Origin of the sequence: Actinocrinis puniceicyclus (assembly GCF_018283645.1) — a bacterium.
Taxonomy (GTDB): Bacteria; Actinomycetota; Actinomycetes; order Streptomycetales; family Catenulisporaceae; genus Actinocrinis; species Actinocrinis puniceicyclus.
In genome coordinates this window covers 1-20,370 of record NZ_JAGSXH010000073.1, presented here as the reverse complement: position 1 = coordinate 20,370, position 20,370 = coordinate 1, and the positions used below count along the sequence as shown (strand labels likewise).

Annotated in this window: 21 protein-coding genes, 1 tRNA gene and 2 pseudogenes; 13 read left to right on the top strand and 11 right to left on the bottom strand. The window is 69.8% G+C overall.

The window, feature by feature from the left end:
* Nucleotides 1–449 precede the first annotated feature (449 nt).
* The 4 genes from KGA66_RS19260 to KGA66_RS19245 all read left to right on the top strand — a co-directional run bounded on the left by KGA66_RS19260 (nt 450) and on the right by KGA66_RS19245 (nt 3,289).
* A complete protein-coding gene (locus KGA66_RS19260) occupies nt 450–632 on the top strand; it encodes a hypothetical protein (protein ID WP_211469554.1) in 183 nt (60 codons plus the stop codon).
* Nucleotides 629–1,273 (top strand): cytochrome b N-terminal domain-containing protein, encoded by a 645-nt coding sequence (locus KGA66_RS19255; protein ID WP_211469553.1) that lies wholly within the window; start codon nt 629–631, stop codon nt 1,271–1,273. Before KGA66_RS19260 ends, KGA66_RS19255 begins: the two co-directional genes overlap by 4 nt.
* Complete coding sequence (locus KGA66_RS19250) at nt 1,270–2,208, top strand: hypothetical protein (protein WP_211469552.1); 939 nt, start codon at nt 1,270–1,272, stop codon at nt 2,206–2,208. Before KGA66_RS19255 ends, KGA66_RS19250 begins: the two co-directional genes overlap by 4 nt.
* Before the next feature lie 346 nt (nt 2,209–2,554).
* Nucleotides 2,555–3,289: a hypothetical protein gene (locus KGA66_RS19245; RefSeq protein WP_211469551.1), complete on the top strand. Its 735-nt coding sequence runs from the start codon at nt 2,555–2,557 to the stop codon at nt 3,287–3,289.
* 79 nt (nt 3,290–3,368) lie between these two features.
* On the opposite strand, the gene KGA66_RS19240 is transcribed toward KGA66_RS19245, so the two are convergent.
* The 3 genes from KGA66_RS19240 to KGA66_RS19230 all read right to left on the bottom strand — a co-directional run bounded on the left by KGA66_RS19240 (nt 3,369) and on the right by KGA66_RS19230 (nt 5,319).
* Nucleotides 3,369–4,043 (bottom strand): hypothetical protein, encoded by a 675-nt coding sequence (locus tag KGA66_RS19240; RefSeq protein WP_211469550.1) that lies wholly within the window; start codon nt 4,041–4,043, stop codon nt 3,369–3,371.
* A gap of 107 nt (nt 4,044–4,150) precedes the next feature.
* Entirely contained in the window at nt 4,151–5,020 is an 870-nt protein-coding gene (locus tag KGA66_RS19235) for a hypothetical protein (protein ID WP_211469549.1), read from the bottom strand.
* Entirely contained in the window at nt 5,017–5,319 is a 303-nt protein-coding gene (locus KGA66_RS19230; RefSeq protein ID WP_211469548.1) for a PadR family transcriptional regulator, read from the bottom strand. The genes KGA66_RS19235 and KGA66_RS19230 overlap by 4 nt, the downstream gene beginning before the upstream one ends.
* 218 nt (nt 5,320–5,537) lie before the next feature.
* Between KGA66_RS19230 and KGA66_RS19225 the strand changes: the two genes are divergently transcribed.
* Both KGA66_RS19225 and KGA66_RS19220 read left to right on the top strand, forming a co-directional pair.
* The gene (locus KGA66_RS19225; protein WP_211469547.1) at nt 5,538–6,257 is read left to right on the top strand and encodes an ABC transporter ATP-binding protein; all 720 of its coding nucleotides are present in this window, start codon (nt 5,538–5,540) and stop codon (nt 6,255–6,257) included.
* Between the two features lie 71 nt (nt 6,258–6,328).
* Nucleotides 6,329–7,141 (top strand): ABC transporter permease, encoded by an 813-nt coding sequence (locus KGA66_RS19220; RefSeq protein ID WP_211469546.1) that lies wholly within the window; start codon nt 6,329–6,331, stop codon nt 7,139–7,141.
* A 780-nt stretch (nt 7,142–7,921) separates the two neighbouring features.
* On the opposite strand, the gene KGA66_RS19215 is transcribed toward KGA66_RS19220, so the two are convergent.
* Nucleotides 7,922–8,004: transfer RNA gene (locus tag KGA66_RS19215), tRNA-Leu, on the bottom strand.
* Nucleotides 8,005–8,368: 364 nt separating this feature from the next.
* Nucleotides 8,369–8,599, bottom strand: a complete 231-nt coding sequence (locus KGA66_RS19210; protein WP_211469545.1) for a DUF4287 domain-containing protein — start codon at nt 8,597–8,599, stop codon at nt 8,369–8,371.
* A 514-nt stretch (nt 8,600–9,113) separates the two neighbouring features.
* Here KGA66_RS19210 and KGA66_RS19205 point away from each other — a divergent pair.
* Entirely contained in the window at nt 9,114–9,515 is a 402-nt protein-coding gene (locus KGA66_RS19205; protein ID WP_211469544.1) for a hypothetical protein, read from the top strand.
* A 119-nt stretch (nt 9,516–9,634) separates the two neighbouring features.
* On the opposite strand, the gene KGA66_RS19200 is transcribed toward KGA66_RS19205, so the two are convergent.
* Together KGA66_RS19200 and KGA66_RS19195 are read right to left on the bottom strand one after the other, a co-directional pair.
* Nucleotides 9,635–10,855 carry an acetyl-CoA C-acetyltransferase gene (locus tag KGA66_RS19200; RefSeq protein WP_211469543.1) on the bottom strand — a complete coding sequence of 407 codons (1,221 nt, stop codon included), beginning with the start codon at nt 10,853–10,855 and terminating at the stop codon, nt 9,635–9,637.
* Between the two features lie 96 nt (nt 10,856–10,951).
* Complete coding sequence (locus tag KGA66_RS19195) at nt 10,952–11,959, bottom strand: SGNH/GDSL hydrolase family protein (RefSeq protein WP_211469542.1); 1,008 nt, start codon at nt 11,957–11,959, stop codon at nt 10,952–10,954.
* A 191-nt stretch (nt 11,960–12,150) separates the two neighbouring features.
* Between KGA66_RS19195 and KGA66_RS19190 the strand changes: the two genes are divergently transcribed.
* Nucleotides 12,151–13,524 carry a cystathionine beta-synthase gene (locus KGA66_RS19190; protein WP_211469541.1) on the top strand — a complete coding sequence of 458 codons (1,374 nt, stop codon included), beginning with the start codon at nt 12,151–12,153 and terminating at the stop codon, nt 13,522–13,524.
* Nucleotides 13,525–13,654: 130 nt separating this feature from the next.
* Here the strand turns inward: KGA66_RS19190 and KGA66_RS19185 are convergent, their stop codons facing one another.
* Nucleotides 13,655–14,932, bottom strand: coding sequence for a low temperature requirement protein A (locus KGA66_RS19185; protein ID WP_211469540.1), 1,278 nt, complete (start codon nt 14,930–14,932; stop codon nt 13,655–13,657).
* A gap of 180 nt (nt 14,933–15,112) precedes the next feature.
* On the opposite strand from KGA66_RS19185, the gene KGA66_RS19180 reads away from it, so the two are divergent.
* The 3 genes from KGA66_RS19180 (at nt 15,113) to KGA66_RS19170 (ending at nt 16,837) form a co-directional block, all read left to right on the top strand.
* Nucleotides 15,113–16,045: an SGNH/GDSL hydrolase family protein gene (locus tag KGA66_RS19180; protein ID WP_211469539.1), complete on the top strand. Its 933-nt coding sequence runs from the start codon at nt 15,113–15,115 to the stop codon at nt 16,043–16,045.
* A gap of 211 nt (nt 16,046–16,256) precedes the next feature.
* On the top strand, nt 16,257–16,463 hold the full coding sequence (locus KGA66_RS19175; protein ID WP_211469538.1) for a hypothetical protein: 207 nt from the start codon (nt 16,257–16,259) through the stop codon (nt 16,461–16,463).
* A complete protein-coding gene (locus KGA66_RS19170; RefSeq protein WP_211469564.1) occupies nt 16,463–16,837 on the top strand; it encodes a type II toxin-antitoxin system death-on-curing family toxin in 375 nt (124 codons plus the stop codon). The genes KGA66_RS19175 and KGA66_RS19170 overlap by 1 nt, the downstream gene beginning before the upstream one ends.
* Before the next feature lie 278 nt (nt 16,838–17,115).
* Here the strand turns inward: KGA66_RS19170 and KGA66_RS19165 are convergent, their stop codons facing one another.
* Complete coding sequence (locus KGA66_RS19165; protein ID WP_369015905.1) at nt 17,116–17,976, bottom strand: TIGR03619 family F420-dependent LLM class oxidoreductase; 861 nt, start codon at nt 17,974–17,976, stop codon at nt 17,116–17,118.
* Between the two features lie 42 nt (nt 17,977–18,018).
* Here KGA66_RS19165 and KGA66_RS32160 point away from each other — a divergent pair.
* Nucleotides 18,019–18,222: pseudogene (locus KGA66_RS32160) on the top strand (transposase); the annotation flags it as partial.
* A 10-nt stretch (nt 18,223–18,232) separates the two neighbouring features.
* On the opposite strand, the gene KGA66_RS30285 reads toward KGA66_RS32160, so the two are convergent.
* Nucleotides 18,233–18,688, bottom strand: coding sequence for a type II toxin-antitoxin system VapC family toxin (locus KGA66_RS30285; protein ID WP_246508104.1), 456 nt, complete (start codon nt 18,686–18,688; stop codon nt 18,233–18,235).
* A gap of 265 nt (nt 18,689–18,953) precedes the next feature.
* The gene (locus KGA66_RS19150; protein ID WP_211469534.1) at nt 18,954–19,826 is read right to left on the bottom strand and encodes an SCO6745 family protein; all 873 of its coding nucleotides are present in this window, start codon (nt 19,824–19,826) and stop codon (nt 18,954–18,956) included.
* Between the two features lie 294 nt (nt 19,827–20,120).
* Here KGA66_RS19150 and KGA66_RS19145 point away from each other — a divergent pair.
* A pseudogene (locus KGA66_RS19145) lies at nt 20,121–20,370 on the top strand (VWA domain-containing protein); the annotation flags it as partial.

The following is a 20,370-nucleotide window of genomic DNA, read 5'->3' as shown; positions in this document are numbered from 1 at the left end:
GACCATGATCTGATCGCTTACCGTACGCAGCAGTGTCCTGCGAAAGGTGCTGCCCTCCTTTTCGGGACCTGTGCGCACATCACCGGACCACACCGCCGTGGTCCGGATCCCACGCATCCCGGAGCAGTGATAGCCACGCCCGGACTGGAAACCGGTTAACGCGCTATCCATTCCGGCGATGAGTGATACCCACAATCGTCTTGCGTGCTTTTGCGCGGACGGCCGGTGCAGCTGCCGTGGCTGCGTGCCGTCGCGGGAGTCGCTTCGTGCGTAACCGCCGAGCTGTCGAAGGAATACAGCGTGAATAGAAGCATTCCATTTGGTGTGCGGGAATACAGGTGCGTGCCGGCCGCCGCCGCGCACCGAGGCCGGGCCGGATCGCACCCGGCATGTCCGCGCACAGCCGGTGCGACGATCGTCGGCCCGGACTCGCTGAGGGGGGCTGCGCGATGACGGGCGCACCGCTGGCCGCAGCCGTCGCCGCACCCGTGAACCTCAACGGACCCGGGCACTACGTCGGTTGGGGCATCTTCCACTTCTCGGTGGCGAACGTCGTGATGGTCGCGGTGATCGTGCTCGCGCTCATCGCCGCGCTGTTGCTGCCGTTCCCGAAGGGACGTGACCGCGGATGACCGAGCAGCTTGTCAGAACCCGGCCGACCGGGGGCTGGACCGGGTCACTGCGCCGCGGCATGGAGCGCAACCTGCCCCCGGCGAAGCTGCTGCCGGATGAGCAGCCGTCCTACGTGGCCTCCTGGATATACGTGTTCGGGGTGCTCACCCTCACGGCGCTGCTCGTCGTGGTCGGCAGCGGCATCGTGCTCAGTGTGCGCGGCCCGGACTGGTGGCACACCTCCGCCGTCGGCCACTACTTCAACAGCGTCCACCTGTGGAGCGTCGAGCTGCTCATGGTGTTCATGTCCGTGCACCTGATCGGCAAGTTCTTCATGGCCGCCTGGCGCGGCCGGCGCGCGCTGACATGGATCACCGGGGCGGTCTCGTTCATCGCCTGCGCGACCACCGCGCTGACCGGGTACCTGATCCAGCAGAACTTCGACGCGCAGTGGATCTCCACCCAGGCCAAGGACGGCCTGAACGCGATCGGCGTCGGGGCGTACTTCAACGTGATGGACTTCGGCCAGATGATGCTGTGGCACGTGGCGTTGTTCCCCATCGTGGTCGCGCTCGTCGTGCTCTTGCACATCCTGCTCGTGCGCAGGCGCGGCGTGGTGCCGCCGATCGCGCGCGCCGGCGCGGCGGGAGACCGGTCGTGAGCCGCTGGCCGCGGGAAGCCGCGGAACCGGACCCGAGCTCCTTCGGCTCCAGGCCCTACGACCTGGTCAAGGAGTTCGTCGTGGCGCTCGTCGGCGTCACGGTGCTCACGCTGCTGCTCGCCGCGGTCTTCTCCTCACCGGACGAGAAGTCGATGTCCGTCGCCTCGTGGGCGAAGGCGGATCCGGGCGACTTCACCGCGACCGCGCTGGCCGAACTCGACGGCTCCAGCGACACCGCCGGCTACGGCCCGCCGTACAACACCGCTGCGGACGGGCAGAAGATCGGCCCCTTCGCGCTGGCCAAGACCGTCGGTGTCACCCATGCGATCGACACGGCGCAGGCCTTCGTGCTCACTCCGCTGGAGCAGGCGACGCAGAGCCCGGACGTACGTGCGGCTCTCGGCACGTACATGTCCGCCTCGGACGATCAGCGCGGCGCCTGGACCGACGCGTACTCCACGGCGCTGGACAAGGCGGGGGACGACCCGGCCAAGGTCACGCCGGGCGGCTACGGACCGGTGCCGGTGCTGCTGAGCCAGCTGCTCGCGCAGGCGAAGTCGGGTTCGCTCGACGCCACCCTGTCGGCCGAGAGCGGCTTCTATCACAGCGACTACACCCTGCCGCTGATGTTCCTCGCCGACGGTTCGGATCTGGCTGCCGCGGGTGAGCAGCAGCACCTGGCGGGTGATCAGTGGGGCATGACGAACGAGGTCGACAACTATCCCGGCCAGGTCTGGCTGATCCCGGACTCGTTCTTCTACCAGGTCTCGCCCTTCGACCACTCGCCGAACGGCGATGCCCTGGTCTGGGCGGTCATGGCGGTGCTCACCGCCGTGTTCCTGCTGGTGCCGTTCATCCCGGGCCTGCGCAGGATCCCGCGGCTCATCCCGGTGTACCGGCTTGTCTGGCGCGAGCACTATAAAACGCACCCGTAGCAGCTGGCGGCATGACGCGGCGGCTGGGCAACCGCCGAACCGCCATATCGCAGCAGGGGACGGTCGGAGCCATCCGACCGTCCCCTGACGCAGTGCTCGCATACAGCCGATCCGGCACCTGGCCGGGTCGATGCTGTTTCGGGCTTCGGGCTTCGGGCTTCGGGCTGTCCGGTCATGTCTGAATCAGGCCGTGCGGTACCGCGCCGAAGAGCGCTGAGTCGAGTGCCCCGATGCGTGCGCCCTCGTGCGCCCGCGTCCGCCTGAGCTGGCCATGTGTCCTCCATCGCCCCCGTGACGCAGCAGTGCGCCGGATGACTCAGCAGACGTCTGCGACGACTATCCGATTATGAGCGCGACGAAGCAGCGAAGCCGGCGATACCGCCGGGCCATGGAGCGCGGGTTCGGCGCCGGAGCCGAGTTCTCGGCGCGGAGCGCGAAGGGCGCGGGCGGCCTTGCGCTGCACGGCGGGCGCGAGGCGATCCAGTGGGAGATCACCCACGACCGAACCGCGATCGACGTGGTGCACGAACTGGCCACGCAGTCCTGGCGCGAGACGGTCAGGGAGCGGTTCACGCGGCACTTGGGTGAAGGCTTCTGGACCGAGGTCCACGCGGCATGGCGCGCTGCGCACTGCAAGCGGCTCGCCACGGCGGCGCGCAACCTCACCCGCATCGACCCGGAGGCGGACTGCGGCAGCGTCCTTGTCCGCGAGAGCGCCCGTTCAGCGGTCAAACGCACGGTCGTCGGCGCAGCTCTCGTGGACCAGGTCGTCGCGGCGAACGCGCGGCTGGATGCGGTGGCCCTCGCCGCCGTCCTGCGTGTCGCCGGAATCGTGTTGTGTGAGGACCACGGGCGCCTGACGACGTGCCAATGCCTCAAGGACCTCGCCGAGGGCGCGGCGCCGGCGGCGATCTGGGCCGCGATCACCTGCGTCTGTGACGACTATCTCGGGCAGGGCGACTATCTCGGGCAGGGCGACTATCTCGGGCAGGGCGACTGTCTCGGGCAGGGCGACTGTCTCGGGCAGGGCGACGAGGTTAACCGAGCCGACGAGGTCCGCAGTCTGCCCGCGGCCTCTTGACGATATCCGGCGGCGTCCGACTCCGTGCGTGCCGGGCTGCCGCGCGAGTGGCCGGTATACTCATGCCCGGCCCCGGACGTCAGGTACGCGGCCGCGCGCCGGTTTCGTCATCCCCGCGCTCGACACGGCCCGCTGTCACGACGCCCATCGTCGCCTCGCCGAGTGGCCGGCCCGGGGCCTCTGGCCACAGCACGATCGCGCGCGCGGCAGCCGAGAGGACCGCCTCGGCCTCAAGTTCGATCCGCGCTTCGGTGATGCCGAACGCCGGCCAGGTGGCGATGAACGACAGCGGTCCGGGAGTCGGCAGCGGGTACACCCAATACCGCTCGTGCGAGCTGCGGTCGCTGCCCCCGCCGCCGCACGGGTGCACGACGAGCGTGTCCGCTGTGACCTGGTCGGGATGCGGGCGCGGTGCGCCGAGCTCGGCGCGGCGGCCGTCGGAGAACTCAAGGCCCACGCGAAGGCGGTCCTCGGTATCAGTGCCCTGCATCTGCATCAGGTAGCGCCGGGGCCCTGCGCCGATGCGGTGGTGCTGCCCACGGCGGCGAGAGCGGGTGTCCACCGTGAACTCGAACCCTGTGGTGTAGGCGCGCAGCAATCCGAGCGTCACGGCGACCTCGTCGGTCCGCACCAGCACCAAGTCCGCGGCCACCGACCCGGGCACCACGAACTCCGGCTTCATCCACGCCGGGCGCGGCGGCTCCGGCGCCGGCTCCGGAGGCGGCGGCTGCGGGAACGAATCGAAGAAGCTCACAGCAGAACCATGACAGACCTCCGCCGACTACGCGCGCTCGCCATGAGGCCGCCGCCGGACGGCTGGACCGGCTGGGATGCTTTCGCCGTGGGGGAGGACGGCCGGGGTCAGGCCGCGGTGGCTCGCCGGCGGCCGCGCAGGCTCGCCAGCGCCCAGACGGCGCGCAGCGTGGTGAGCATCATGCTCGCCACCACGATGATCCAGCCGATGGCCCCGCCGTCCGGGCCGGGCCGTACCGGCCGCGCTGCCAGACCCCAGGCGAAGGTGGCGCCGGCGCCCGCCGCCATCACTACGGTCACTGCGGCGGCGGCGGCCAGGCCGACCCGCCAGGTCCAGTCCGGATAGCCGCCCCTGGCGACGACTTTGCCGACCGCCAAGGTCGACGCGGCGATACCGAGCACCCCGGCCAGCAGCCAGACGGACACCGCCACGAACCGTGTGGTGCTGCCGGCGGCGGCGGTGTTGGCCAGTTTCAGCCCGGCCAGCCAGACGATGACCGTGGTGGGCGGGGTGGCGATCAGCGCCAGGGTGGCCCGGCTGCGCTCGGCGACGGCCCGCCGCACCGAGGCGACTGCGAACGGGACGGCAGCGACGAGGGTGATCACGATGCCGATGATCCCCGCGACCAGCAGCAAATCCGTGGTGATGGCAAGGCCGGGGTGCGTATTGCCGACCGATTGCGCCAGTGCGGCAGACGGGTACTCGCCTGCGTTCTTGCCGAACCAGGCCGCGGTCGCGGCGAAACAGACCCAGCTCCACAGCACCGCCAGCAGCGCGGTGGTCCGATCGGGCAACGCAGTCCTCCTGTCAGTCAGCCATGCGGCGGCGGCGCCGCGCAGGATGTTGAGAGCAACGGAAAGTGGCGGGCGACCGTCGCCGGCCAGGTCCTCGACGAGCGTTTCCAGTTCCCGGCCGAACCGCCGGCGCCATCCGGGCGGATAGGCGCGGATCAGCGCGGCCAGCCAGCGGCCGGTCACCGGGCCGGCCTGAGCGCCAGGCGGCTGAGTCCCGCGCTCGCCACCTTCTGCATCGCGGTGAGGCGCTCGGCCAGGGCCGCGGCTCCGGGTGCGGTGATCCGGTAGGGCTGGCGACGGTCGTCGGTGGGCAGCGCCTCGATCCACCCGTGTTTCTCCAGCCGGCTGATCGCGCCGTACAGGGTGCCCGGGCCGAGCGTGACGCCCGCGAACGACTCGATGTCACGGGCGAGTGCGTAGCCGTGCTTGGGCCCGCCCGCCAGGCTGCTCAGCACCAGCACCACTGGCTCGGTGAACTCCACTTGCCCTCCACTTCTCCACCCGCTATTACGGGTGCCGATCTATCGAGTCGAATAGTAGGAATGTCTCGACTATACCCGACCGAACCGGCCGCACAAGAGCGTATCCCCCCGCGTGGGCGCCTAAGTCCGGTCGTATCCGGTTGACGCTTGGGGCAGCCAATAGTACGTTCTGCGTACTACGCGAGACGATGTAGTTACCTGAACGTTCGGGAGGTCCCGTGATCGAGCTGATAGATGCGACCAAGAGGTTCGGCGGGAAGACGGCTGTCGACAAGGTGAGCTTCGCCCTGCCGCCCGGGCGGGTCACCGCGCTGATCGGGCCGAACGGCGCGGGCAAGACCACCACGCTGCGGCTGATCCTCGGCCTCGACAAGCCAAGCGGAGGCCGGGTGCTCGTCGACGGCCGCCCTTACTACCGGCTACGCACCCCGCTGACCGCGGTCGGCGCACTGCTCGACGGCTCAGCCGCGCACCCGGGCCGCCGGGCTTGCGACCATCTGCGCTGGCTGGCCGCCGGCAACGGCATCCCTGCGCGTCGGGTCGACGAGGTGCTGGAGATCACCGGCCTGTCCGCGGTCGCCCGCGAGCGCGTCCGTGGTTTCTCCCTGGGCATGAAGCAGCGGCTCGGCATCGCCGCCGCGCTGCTGGGCGATCCTCCGGCCCTGCTGCTCGACGAGCCGCTCAACGGCTTGGACCCGGCCGGGATCCGGTGGGCCCGCACGCTCATCCGGGACCGGGCGGCGGGCGGCGGCACGGTGCTGGTCTCCAGCCATCTGATGACGGAGATGTCGCAGATCGCCGAGCACGGGCTGGTGATCGCCCGGGGCCGGATCCTGGCCGACGCGCCGCTCGCCGAGTTGCAGTCCGGTCACGCCTCGCTCGAAGACGCGTTCTTCGGGCTCACCGAGGGCCACGCGGAATTCCAGGCCGGCCGATGACCAGAGCCACGGGCGGCGGGGCCGCGGGCGACGGGCCACCTCATCCATCATCTGAGCACGAGGAGCGGGTCATGACAGCACTGCTACCTGGGACGGCGGCCACCTGGTCCGGCGTGGCCCGACGCATCGCCCAAGCGGAGTGGATCAAACTGCGCACCTTGCGCTCGACCGCGGCAATCCTTTCCTTCGCCTGCGTTCTCACGGCGGGCTTCGCGGCGCTGATCGCGAATGGGAACACTTCGCGGACCGGCACCCAGTTCGATCCGGTGAACATGTGCATGTCCGGACTGATCTTCGGCCAGTACTTGTTCGCCGCGTTCGGCGCACTCGTGATGACCAGCGAGTACGGTTCAGGCACCATACGTGCCACGCTCGCCGCCACTCCGCGCCGGGCGGCGATGCTGATCGGCAAAGCCATCGCGCTTGCAGCCGCAGCGGCGATGAGCGCCGTGCTGACCGTGGCCGGCTCGGTGGCGCTGTGTGAGCTGTTCTTCTTCCATCACGCACCACGCGCGGCGCTCACGAGCGGCCCGGCCGTCCGGGCACTGGTGTCGGCGGTAGCCATTCTGGTGATAGCCGCACTGACCGGCTTGGCCCTGGGGGCCATATTCCGCAGTACCGCGGGGGCGCTGATCGGTCTGGCCGTCCTGTTCTTCCTCGCGCTGCCGCTGGTCACGCAACTTCCGACCGGCACCGTGCGCGCCTGGTCCGAGTGGCTGCTGCCCTGGATCTCGACCGCCTGGGCGGTCCGGACGGTCCCGATGACGTCCTATGCAGTGGCGCACAACGCGCCGGGCCCCGTCACCGGGCTCCTGGCCTTCGGCGCCGAGGCGTTCGTGCTGCTGGCGGTCTCGGCCGTACTCCTCATCCGCCGCGACGCGTAACCGTCGTGTCGGTGGCGCTCCCGAAGGCTGACGACAGGGCCGTGCGTAGCAGAGTGTTATGGCCACGCGGCTGTATGGCTGCACTGCGACCGGAATACGCGTGACAGACGCGAAACGCAAACGCGTCCGGTTCTCGGCCGGACCTGGTCAGTGACGCGGCATGAGCGCCGGTCGCACGGCACGAACAGCGACCGCCCGAGGCGATGGCGCCGAAGGTCTGGCTACGCTTCCGGGTCGGCGCTGCCCAGACGCCTCCCGGGCGCGGATGACGTTGAAGGTCTCAGAACGCTGAGGCCAGTGGCTTTCGGGAGTGGCACCGAGTCCGCGATGCGCGCTGTCCCTCGTTCGTGACCCTGCAACAACTCGGGACCGGTGGTGCTGGCAGCGATGCTCTCCGGCCTTCGAGTCTCGGGCCTTGCCTTGCCGCAGCGGGTTAGCAGGCTGCTTACTCGTATTGGCTTGGTGGCAAGTGAGAGTCGCGCGAGGCGAAGCGCGGCAAGGCATGGATGATCGTGGTCCTGTCACGGTCGTTGGTTCCACTTCTTGGAAAGGCCTTGAAGGTTCGGTGAAGTGTGCAAGGTGGGGCGCGATGTGCGGGACCGGGATCTCGGGGCTCGTCGTCACCAAGCGCTACACCCTCGTGACGAGTGGGCTCGCGCGTGATGCTGCTGACCGTATGGTGCGGGCATTGTGGAGGACTGAGACTAGAAATGAGACGAGAGTCGATCTTGGGCTCGTCCGTCTCCACTGGTTGAGACTTTTTCCGCAGGTGAGAACCTGTGCCCGGAGCGGGGGTCGAACCCGCACGACCTCGCGGTCCGGGAGGTTTAAGCTCCCTGCGTCTGCCATTCCGCCATCCGGGCGCTGCATAAGCGCACGCACACAGCGTAGCGGCTCGCGGAGTGGTCCGAGGTCTGCTGCTGGGCGGGTCAGGTCGGCGCATCGGTAACTGACGTCGGGCGCCGGACGGCTGCTGTCGCGTGTCGCGCTTCGGGCCGTGCGTCCCAGGCCTCCAACGTTGGCCGCGCGACCGGCATCGCTGGTCGCATCGGTCACCGCACCTCGGCACCACACGTCGGGTTCCCGGCGTCGGTCGTCAGGCGTCAACCTGGGCGTTCCGCAGTATTTCCCAACTCCGACCGACTCGACACCGGTCGGCCGGAGCGGCGAGGCGCGCTCGCGGCCTCGGCTCGGCTCGGCCTCGGCCCGGCGCGGTCCTGCCGGGTGCTAGGCGAAGGCGCGGTTTGCGCGACGGATGTCGTGCTCGTGGATGATCGCGGTGGCGAAACCGTGCGACAGGTTGTACTCGGCACGCAGCCAGTTCACGCGCTCATCGAAACGGACGAGCGCCGGCCCGGCTTCGACCTCGTGGAACCAGTCGGTGAGGGCGCGGCCCGTGACCTCGGGGAGGCGGGCGAGCAGGTTCCGGTGGGTCTGTTCCGAGTGATTCAGCGACATTGGCGTCTCCCGGGCGATGCGACTGGATTGGAAAGTGGACGAGCCGCGGCGGGCCGAGTCCTGGCCGCAACCGCGGCGAGCACCGAGGCTCTGGAACTAGCCGGCCACTGCGTCGGACGCCGCCGACCGGCCTGCGATGGGGTCTGGTCGGCTGCGCTTGCGCTCTGCCTGCTGCTCATGCTGATGGTGGCGACAGCCTCCGCCGGGACGGCGGCGACAACGGGGACCTCGGGTCGAAGCCGAGCCGCGACCTCAATCGCGACCGCGGCGCTATCCGTGACTGTCGCAGACGTGTCTGTCGTGATCGTCATATCTGTCGGGCTGTTACAGCCTTGGCGTAATCGCTTCGTGACTTCGACAATGCCTGACGTCGAGGGGTCAGGCAAGCCCTGCGCGTGTAGTTCTTTTCGGCTGGTGGTCGCTTGATGTTGGTCAACTGGTCGCCGGACATCCGGCGAAGGTGGCGTACAGTGGCGAACTGGAGGCATGGGGAGCGAGCCCCTAGCCTGGTGATGTGATCGAAACCGGCCATCGCACCGACCCGCTGACTCAAGCGGTTGCATTCCTTGCTGCCACATACCGTTCGCTGCCGCAGTCGAAACTCCTCACGCTGCTCCCCGACGGGCGTTCCCGGGCTCGGGCCGGCCACCGGTTCGCCGAACTGCTCGCGGCCATGGCGCAAGGGGTCGAGGAGCGGGCGCGCGAGACGGCGCCGCAGTGGCGGGAACTGCCCTTCGACGGGCATTTCATCGTGGGTGATCAGATCGCCGTGACTGGGCACGACCTGGTCGCCGGGATGCGCGCGCTCGGCGACCTCGACGAGCCGGTGTGGTCAGTCGAAGGCGGACGGGTGGCCGCCGGCGAGGTGCTCGAAGCCGCGGTCGCCGCCGCGAACCGGCTTCGCGGACTCATGTAGCTGACGGATCGTCGGTCCCGGCTGACCGACGGAGCGGTTGACGCACTGGCCGGCCGGCCGCTCGACGCCGGCCGCTCGACGCCGGCGGTCGGCCGGGACGGTCACGCGAAATGCGGCGATCAGGAAAGACGCTCGATGACCAGCGCCATGCCCTGCCCGCCGCCGACGCACATCGTCTCCAGGCCGAACTGCTTGTCGTGCCACTGGAGCGAGTTGACCAGCGTGGTGGTGATGCGCGCGCCGGTCATGCCGAACGGGTGGCCGACCGCGATGGCACCACCGTTCACGTTGAGGCGGTCCAGGTCGATGCCGAGGTCCCGGTACGAGGGGATCACCTGCGCGGCGAACGCCTCGTTGATCTCGACCAGGTCGATGTCGTTGATCGTCATGCCGGCCTTGGCCAGCGCCCGCTTGGACGCCTCGACCGGGCCGAGACCCATGATCTCCGGCGAGAGCGCGGTCAGGCCCGTGGAGACGACGCGGGCGAGCGGGGTGATGCCCAGCGCGCGAGCCTTGGTGTCGCTCATGATGACCAGCGCCGCGGCGCCGTCGTTGAGAGCGCAGCAGTTCCCTGCGGTCACCGTGCCGTCGGGTCGGAAGACCGGCTTGAGCGCTTCGACGCCATCCATGGTCACACCGGGGCGCGGGCCGTCGTCCTTCGCCACGACCGTGCCGTCGGGCAGGGTGACCGGCGTGATCTCGCGCTGCCAGAAACCGTCCGCGATCGCCTTCTCGGCCAGGTTCTGCGAGCGGACCCCGAACTCGTCCTGCTCGCGGCGGGTGATACCGCGGACCTGGGCGAGGTTCTCCGCTGTCTGACCCATGGCGATGTAGATGTCCGGCACCGCGCCCTCTTCGCGCGGGTCGGTCCACACCGGCGCCCCGGCCTCGGACCGGGCGACCGTGCGGCCTTTCGCATCCGCGAACACGGGGTTCTCCGTGTCAGGCAGGCTGTCCGAGTTGCCCAGCGCGAAGCTGGAGACCGACTCCACGCCGGCCGACACGAAGACGTCGCCCTCGCCCGACCGGATCGCGTGCAGCGCCATCCTCGTGGTCTGGAGCGAGGAGGAGCAGTAACGGGTGATCGTGGTGCCGGGCAGAAAATCGTAGCCGAGCAGCACCGCGACGACGCGGCCCATGTTGAAGCCGGAGGCGCCGCCGGGCAGACCGCAGCCGAGCATCAGGTCGTCGATCTCGTGCGGGTCGAGCTGCGGGACCTTGTCGAGCGCGGCGCGCACAGCGGTGGCGGCGAGGTCGTCCGGCCGCAGTTGCTTGAGCGAGCCTTTGAACGCGCGGCCGATCGGCGTGCGCGCGGTGGCGACGATCACTGCCTCGGGCATGGGTGGCTCCTTCGTGCGACAGGCGACGGCAGACTTCGGGCAGCGGACGGCGCGCGGTCGCGCACTGCCGCATCCGAGCAGACGCTACCCGATAAGTTACTGACGGGTAAGGGTGGGTGGCCCGGGCCGCGGAGGCTCGCCGTCCTCGGGCGGGAGGCCGGTCCCGGGTATCCCGCCGGCGACGGGCGTTTCCGCCTGCCCTGTGCGGGCGATCTGCCACACGGCGGCCGCCAGGGCGGGCAGCACGGCCGCCGCGGCGGTCGCGTAGCCCTCGGCCGAGGGGTGGAAGCGGTCGGGCCCGAACAGTTCGGCGCGCGCCGCGAACTCCGGGCCCAGCAGGGCGCCGAGAGGAACCGAGCGCCCACCGGCCTCGTGCACGGCGCGCGCCTGGAGCGCGGCGAGCCGACGGCTCCAACGGCGGGCCAGCCAGCGCAGCGGCACCTGGATCGGGCGGATGGTGCCCAGGTCCGGACAGGTAGCGACGACCACCTGGCATCCGGCCGCGCGCAGCCTGAGCACAGCGTCGTGCAGATGCGCGGCCGACTCGGTCGGCGAGAGCCGATGGGTGACGTCGTTCGCGCCGATCATGATCGTGGCGACCTGGGGCGCGTGTTCGGGTCCGTCGGCCAGCAACGCGTCGACCTGTTCCGCGAGCCGATCGGAGCAGGCTCCGACGCGGGCGACGTTGGCGTACAGCAGCGGCCGGCCCACGTGCGCGGCGAGAGCGACCGCGAGCAGGGCGCCCGGGGTCTGGTCCGCGCGCTCCACGCCGTAACCGGCCGCCGTGGAATCGCCGAGCATGGCGAAGCGCAGCGGGCGCTCCTCCGCGCGGGCACGGTCGGCGGCCGTCGAGCGGGCGGAAGTGGGCGACGCGTCGGCCGGGGCGTAGCCGGTCGCCGGTTCGGTGACGATCGTGCGGGCGGCCAGGTGCGCCCCGAACAGGCCGTCCGCACGCGGCGGAACCTCCACGGCGTGGCCGATCGCCCGGCGCGCCAACTTCGCCTCGGCCATCACCAGCCCGATCGACGCCCCGGTCAGCACGGTGAGCCCGCCCCCGCTCACCGCCGCCACGGCCACAGCCCGCTTCGCGCTCGACATCGCCATGTGTGGCCTCCTGCCTCTGCCCCGTTGCCTACTCTTCTTCCCCCGTCTCGAAGATCCAAGTAAGCCGCGCAACAGGAAGATACCGGCTACCTTCGTCCGGATGGCGGATTTCCGGGCGTGTGCGCCTAACCTGGTGGCATCGTCCCGCTCTTGATCGCCGCCCACAAGGCGCACCCGTCGAAAGGTTCCCGATGCGTTACGTCGAGTCGGTCATCGACCTGGTCGGCAACACACCGCTGGTCAAGCTGAACTCGGTTACTCAGGGCCTGGCGGCCACCGTCCTGGCCAAGGTCGAGTACATGAATCCCGGTGGCTCGGTGAAAGACCGCATCGCCCTGGAGATGATCGAGGCCGCGGAGTCTTCCGGCGAGCTGAAGGCGGGCGGCACGATCGTCGAACCGACCAGCGGCAACACCGGGGTCGGGCTGGCGATGGCGGCGCAGCGCAAGGGATATCGCTGCGTGTTCGTCTGCCCGGACAAGGTCTCCCAGGACAAGATCAGCGTGCTGCGGGCCTACGGTGCCGAGGTGGTCGTGTGCCCGACAGCCGTCGCTCCCGAGCACCCCGACTCGTACTACAACGTCTCCGACCGGCTGGTGCGCGAGATCCCGGGCGCCTGGAAGCCGGACCAGTACTCCAATCCCAACAACCCGTTGTCGCACTATCACACGACCGGGCCGGAGATCTGGGAGCAGACGGACGGGCGGATCACCGCCTTCGTCACGGGTATCGGCACCGGCGGGACGATCAGCGGGACGGGCCGCTTCCTCAAGGAGGTCTCGGGCGGCCGCGTGAAGATCGTCGGAGCGGACCCGGAGGGCTCGGTGTACTCGGGTGGTACCGGGCGGCCGTACCTGGTGGAGGGTGTGGGCGAGGACTTCTGGCCGGTGTGCTACGACCCGACCTTGACCGACGAGGTGATCGCGGTCTCGGACAAGGACTCGTTCCAGATGACGCGGCGCCTCGCCCGCGAGGAGGGCCTGCTGGTCGGGGGCTCGTGCGGGATGGCCGTGGCCGCGGCGCTGCGTTACGCGCGGCGCTTGTCGGCCGACGACGTGGTGGTGGTCCTGCTGCCGGACTCGGGTCGCGGCTACCTGTCGAAGATCTTCAATGACGACTGGATGGCCGACTACGGTTTCCTGGCGCCCTCCTCGCAGGAGGCGAGGGTCGCCGACGTGCTGGCGCGCAAGGGCGAGTCGCTGCCGGAACTGGTCCACATGCACCCGCACGAGACGGTCGGCCAGGCGATCGAGACGCTGCGCGAGTACGGCGTCAGCCAGATGCCGCTGGTCAAGGAGGAGCCGCCGGTAATGGCCGCGGAGATCGTCGGCTCGGTCGTGGAGCGGGACCTGCTGGAGGCGCTGTTCAAGGGCCAGGCGCGGCTGAGCGATCCGCTGGGGGACCACAAGTCGGCGCCGCTGCCGCAGGTCGGCTCCGGTGAACCCATCAGTGCCCTCATGTCGGCGCTGGAGAAGGCGGACGCGGCGGTGGTGCTGGTCGAGGGTAAGCCGCGCACGGTGGTGTCGCGCCAGGATCTGCTGGCGTTCCTGGCGACCGGCAGCTGACCCGACCCGGTTCGCTGACCCGGTTCGCCGGGCCGGGCCGGGCTGGGCCAGGCTGGGCCGCGCCGGGCCGCGCCGGGCCGCGCTGGACTGGGCGGAACTGCGCTGAGCCCGCTCGGGCCGGGCGGGCCGGTCAGGCGCCGGGGATCGCGCCGCGGCCGGTGCGGATGATCAGGACACTGCGGTCGCCGGCGACCCACCACGCCTCGAACGCGTTGAGCGCGATCACGAGTCCGGCGAGGGCGGCGAGCGTGGCGACGGCGGGCGCGAACGGGCCGATCGCCGCGAGCGCGGTCGCGAGCAGCCCGCCGACCAGGCGCGCGACCCCCATGCCGCCGAACATGCGGGCTCTGGTATAGCAGAAGCTGAGCAGATAGAGGGCGGTCCCGGCGGCCAGGAAGTACGCGTGCACGCCGCCGGGGTGCCGCAGCGGGTCGCGCACCGTCTGAGCGAGCCCGGCCGCGATGAGGATCAGCCCGGTGACTATCGCCAGGTGACCGTGGCTGAAGACGGAGCGCACCAGCGTGGACTGGATCCGCGCCTCACGCAAGGCGTGTTCCAAGGCGGGGGCGGCGAAATGGAAGTAGGTCCACCACAGCGCGCAGCTCAGGACGAACGCCAGCGCCAGCGCGGTCAGCGCAATCCAGCCCAGGCCCTGGTGCGACTCCTGCACGCCGACCCCGACCAGCACCTCGCCGAGCGCGATGATCACGAACAGGCCGAAGCGCTCCGGCAGGTGTGAGGCGTCGAAGTGCAGGTCGTCGAGGCGCCGGCGCAGCAGTGTCGGAGTGGTCAGTTCGATCGCCGCCGCGGCCAGCCAGATCCAGCCGCGGGTGGGCAGCGCGGTCAACGAACCGGCGACGAACAGCGGTGCGCTGACGGCAGCCGAGACCGTGTACGGGTTGAACTGGTCGTGGAAGAACCCGCGCCGCCGGATCGAGAACACGAGCAGAGCCCTGATGCCGAGGTAGGCGAAAGCGAAGACCGTACCGCGCCCGCCGTAAGCGTCGGGCACGCAGATGCACATGATGAACGCGCCGAAGCCGGGCGCGAAGACTTTCAGATGCCGCCTGCTGGATGTCGGCTCCACCCCGTTGTAGAGGATGGACACCCCGACCCAGGCCCACCAGAACGGCACGAAGAGCACGAGGGCGCGCCCGACGGCGACGGCCGAGACGGCGTTCTGCGCCGCCGAGGCGACCTGGGTGACGGCGAAGACGAAAATCAGGTCGAAGAACAGCTCGGCCCAGCTGACCCGCTGACCGTGCGGATTCACGGGCGTCGCGACCGCGCGGTCTTCGGGCGCTGCGTCCGGGCCGGCGGAGGCGAGCGGTTCGGCCGCGCCGTCGAAACGCGCCTCGGCCCGTGCCGCGGCGCGCTCAGCCCCCGATGCCTGCTGTACTTCGCTCACCGGCGCAGACTAACCGACTGGCGCGCGTGCGGGTGCGGGCAGCGGCCGCGATCAGCCGGCTGCCGTGTGTAAGCGGCTGTGTGCGCGTGTGTCGCTATTCCCTCCCGCCGTACTTGTCAGTAACCTGCGGGCTTACTGGGCGCCGACCGGCGTTCAACAGGACTTCAGGAGGGGGCAGGGGTGGATCACCGACGATTCATCGTGCTCACCGGCGTATTCGCCGCCGCGGTCGCGATCGGCGGCCCGGCGGCGGCGAGTTCGGCCCCGGCGACCGCGACCAGCGGCAGCGCCGCGGTGAGCCCGTCGCATCGCGGCGGCTGGGACGAACAGCACTACGACTACTACCTGGCGCTCGGCGACTCGCTCGCGGCCGGCGTGCAGCCCGACGCGCAGGGCCGGAGCCTTCCGACCGATCAGGGCTATGCGATGGACCTCGCGGCGTACCTGCGGCGGCACAACCGGCATCTGGACTTCGTCGACCTCGGCTGCCCCGGCGAGACGACGACGACGATGCTGAACGGCGGCTGCCCGTTCCCGCACGACTACGGCAACCAGGTGGACGCCGCCGCGTCCTTCCTCGCGGCGCACCCGCACGCGCGGATCCTGGTCACCATCGACATCGGCGCCAACAACGTCGACGGCTGCGCGACCGCGACCGGCATCGACGCCACGTGCGTCGGGGCCGGGTTGCGCAGCGCGGCGGCCGACATGCCCGAGATTCTCGGCAAGCTCAAGGCGGCGGCGGGCCGGCACGTGCGGTTCGCGGCGATGAACTACTACGACCCGTTCCTGGCCGCCTGGTTGGCCGGCCCGGCGGGGCAGGCGGAGGCGACCGGTTCGGTGCAGTTGAGCGAGCAGTTCAACGGGCTGCTCGAGGGCGCGTACCGGGCGTTCGGCGTACCGGTCGCGGACGTATCAGGGCGCTTCGACACCACGCTGTTCACCCCGCTCGTGCAGCTCACGCCCACCGTGCAGGTACCGCTGAACGTCGCGCGGATCTGCCAGTGGACATGGATGTGCGCGCCGGCACCTCAGGGTCCGAACATCCACGCGAACAAGGCCGGCTACGAGGAGATCGCGGACACGTTCGAGGCGATCGTGGGCCGGCGGTAGCCGCCGGGTCATCCGGACCAAGCAGCTGAGCGGGGCGGCATCGTCCCGCTCAGCGATGGTTTCAGTCGCGGCGGGGCCGTTCACGACTCTTGGACCGGCCGTTCGCGGGCGGTAGCGAAGCCCCGGCGCGTGTGCTCGACGTGTAGGTGGGCTCAACGGTCCCGCCCAGGCGTGTCTGACAGCGGATGCTAGCACGAGCTATCATGAGCGTATGGCGAAGAAGATGCTCCCTGCCAGATTCGAGGAATCGGAGATCGAGCAGATTCGTGCGCAGGCGGCCCTTGAAGGGCGCAGCCTGCAGGACTACGTGCACGACCTGCTCATGAACGCGGTAAATGCGCGTGCGCAGCGGCGGCATGAGGTCCTGGAACGGGTGCTGCGGGTCAGCGAGGGGCTGAACAAGCGGCTTGCCCGGTGATCGACTACTTGACTGTGGACGACCTGATCGAAGTCGCGCGGCGCGTCGTCGACGGCGAGGTGCGGATTCGTGACGCGGGCCTGCTCGCGTCCGCGGCCGCGCGCCCCAAGACGACCGTGTTCGGGCAGGACGCTTATCCCGGTATCTGGGAGAAGGCCGCGGCTCTCATGGAGTCGCTCGGCCGCAACCACGCCCTCGTCGATGGCAACAAGCGTCTCGCCTGGAACGCCACGTGGCTCTTTCTGGGCCTCAACGGCCACCTGTTACGCGAGCTTCTCGACGAGGAGTCAGCGGAGCAGTTCGTCGTCGACGTCGTCACGGGAAAGCTGGAGATCGCCCAGATCGCGACCGGCCTCTTGCCGTACGCCGAGTGAGTCCGGGCGCTCGGCAGCCCGTGCGCGGGGGCACGGTTCGGTGTTGCCGATCGTCGGGCGTGGTGTGTGAAGAGACGCTGACTCCGGTCGGACCGAACATCCACGCGAACGCGACGGGCTGCGAGGAGATCGCAGACTCCTTGGAAGCGATCGTGGACCCGGGGTAGCCGCGGCGTTTTGCTCAGCCCGGTCCCGGTCCCGGTCCCGGTCCCGGCCACGGGACCGGGCCGTCGCGCGTACGGATCACGGGTTGCGCCACCACGGTCGGCCTGGAGGACTCAGTCGCCGAGACCGAATCGCTTGGCGAAGGCCGTCAACTGGGCGCACTGTTCTTCCGGCTCGCCGGTAGGTGCGCCGATCACGACGCGCGTGACTCCGTGCTGTGCCAGGCGTTCCACCTGCTCGGTCGACATCTCCAGGTGTCCCATGCGGGTGTAGGCGATGCCGTCGGGATCGCGGTCGGCTCTTTCGGCCGTCGTCCTGACGAGCTGCCACAGGGCTTCGCGTTCGTCGTCGCGCAGCGACCCGCCGGGCATCCAGCCGTCACCGCGCAGCCCGGCGCGCCGGGCTGCGGCTGCGCTCGACCCGCCGATGTGAATCGGGAGCCCGGCCCGTGCAACGGGCTTCGGATAGCTGAAGACGTTCTCGAGATCGAAGAACTCGCCATGGAACGTCGCGCCGGATTCGTCCTGGGCCCACAGCCGTCGCAGCACCTCGATCGCTTCGTCGGCACGCCGGCCGCGCGTGCTGTAGTCGACACCTACCGCCGCTGCCTCTCCGCGCAGCGCCCCGACGCCGATGGTCAACAGGCGCATGCGGCCGCGCGACAGCACGTCGATGGTTGCCAGGCGCTTGGCGAGGGTCACCGGGTGGTGGTACGGCAGCAGCAGAACTCCGGTGCCCAGCAACAGCCGCTCGGTGTTGGCGGCGACGAAGGTCAGAATGTCGAGCGGATCCGGGAACGGCAGGGTTGGCGGTATGTCCCAGGAGCCGAGCTGTGCTCCGGGATAGATGGCGACATGCTCGGGCACGTACAGCGCATCGAAGCCGCACTGTTCGGCGTGGCGCGCCACCGTCACCAAACGATCTGGATCGGCGCCGAAGAAGGGCGTGCTGTAACTGAGCGCGAAGGTCGGGATCACACCGTCTGAAGCGTCGCCCCTACCGGTCTTGTTCCGCCCGTGCTTCCGACGCGGTGTCTACACCGCCTTCTGGAGTCACTACGTTCGGCCGACGGACTCGAACTCGTGCGCGGTGTCGCGGAACGGACGCTCCAGGAGCTGATCGAGGCCGAGGCCACCGCGAGGATCGGCGCGGGGTGGAACGAGCACACCCAGGCCCGTACCGCCTACCGCAACGGACACCGTGACAAGACTCTGACGACGCTGGAGGAGTTCACGGTGTGGTCGCTGGGAGCCGCACCGGAACGATGGTCAAGAGCTGTTCCAGCCCGACGAAGTCGTCAGGGTTGGTGGTGTACAGCGGCAGGTCTTCCGCGATGGCGATCGAAGCGATCATCAGGTCGAGGGCGCGGCGGCGCGGTTTGCGTCCAGCTGCGACGACCGCGGCAGTGACCCTGCCGTAGACGCGGGCGGCTTCCGTGTCGAACGGGATCGGATCGAATTCGTGTTCAGCGCGCTGAAGCACGTCCGTACGCCGTGCTCGTTCGACCGGGGCGTCATACGCACTCTGCTCGTCGTTGCTGCGCACCTCGTGCGGACCTGCCGACAATTCGGCGAGGGTGACCGCCGTGACAGCCATCTCGTCCGGCAGTTCGCCGGGATCGATCCATGCCCGGAGAATCACGATGTTGGTGTCGAGCAATCCGCGTCGTCGGTCCTCAGCGGGCATACGGGTCATCTTGGTGGTGGCTGGCCACCAGCGTACCGGGAGGTAGCACGCAGTGCTACCGGGTGCTGCAAGCTGGGCCGCGGCTCCGTCGTGATGTTCGAAACGGGGCTGACGCCGGTCGGTCGCAACGTGGGCCGCAGGTCGCGGATCACCGAGTCCCGGATCGTGTGGTCAATGGCCTTCGTGTCCTGATTCTCGGTCCTCCGGCCCGAAGCGATCATCAGGTCGAGGGCGCGGCGGCACACACTTTTTCCCGTTCGGCGTGTCAGCCATGGCGCATCGAAGCGCTCGTCAAACCGAACGGGTTCAGGTGTTTCGCGTCGTTGTTCTCGCTCAGGGCGGGCGCCATGGGCTCAAGCAGGTCGGCCAGCCGGTCGGTGCGCGCCTCGCCGAGAGCCTCCCAGGGCGCCATCGCGCACGAGTCGGTGCGCTCCTCCACCCACCGCCGCAGCGCCATGCCTTCGTTCGTGAGGGCGTCGGCACCGTCGAGCAGGCCGCGTCCCTGAAGCCGGTGCACCGCGAGCTCCCACTCCGCGCTCGGCCAACCGCGCGCCTGCCGCAGGTAGTCCGGGTCGACGCCGTTGTCGGCGGCGAAGCAGACCAACGCCTCGCAAGGATCCAGCCCCGCGGTGATCAGGGCGGCCAGGTGACCATCGCCGCGCGACTCGCGCAGCACGGTCGCGGCCTGCCACAGTGCCAGGTGCGGGCGGTCCGGCCAGGGCAGCCGGGCGTTGGCGGCGGCCAGCGGCCGACCCGCGGTGGCGGCGAACCCGGCCGCGGCCACGGCGAGGTCCGCGGCCTGCGCCACCGCCTCTGCGTCGAGTGCGTCCGGCCCGAGCAGCCGGCGCAGCGCTCGGTCCACGCCGATCAGGCGCGCCTCCAGGAACGCCTCGGGCGTCGCCACGTCCCAGGCGTCCGGCAGCGCTCGGTGAACGCGACTGGGATGGAAACTGTAGAAGGCCGAGGTGACCAGTTCCGCGGACACCGCACCGAGCGGCGCGGCCCGCGTGCCGAAGTAGCCCATCCATCCGCCCCGGCAGCCGAGCGCGTCGGTCGCCGCGCGTGACTCCGGCGTGAAGTAGGTCACGTCGTGATAGGGCTCGAACCGGGTCCACATCCGTCGGGCCACCGCTGTCATCCGCCAGCCTCCATAGTCAGTCGTTGACCATCAGCTTCGGCCATGACCTCGGTTCTGGGAAGACGGGACCGGCCGCACGGCCCCACCGGACGGGCGCCGGGTGGCTCGCCTGCCGCGGAATCAGACCACTCATGGCCGCGCGGGTCTGCGGATTCGGGAACGGGCTCGTAAGCAGCCGCGCGCGAGCTCTGCGTGCTGCGATGCGCGGGAACGATAACCGTGACGGGGATACGCCCTCGCTGACGGTCGGTTAGCATCAGAAGGGCCAGACCCTGACGAGGGAGGGAGCGCCGGATGGCGTATTCCGTGGAGATCAGCCGGGCGAACCCGACCTGCTTCGTCTTCCTGCTGGACCAGTCGACCTCCATGGAGGATCCGACGACCGGCGGCGAGGCGCCGCGGCGCAAGGCCGACGCGGTCGCGGACGCGTTGAACCGGCTGCTGTTCGAGCTGTCGCTCAAGTGCGCCAAGGAGGAGGGTGTGCGCGACTATTTCCATGTCGCGGTGCTCGGTTACGGTGCGCGGGTCGGTTCGGCTTTCGGCG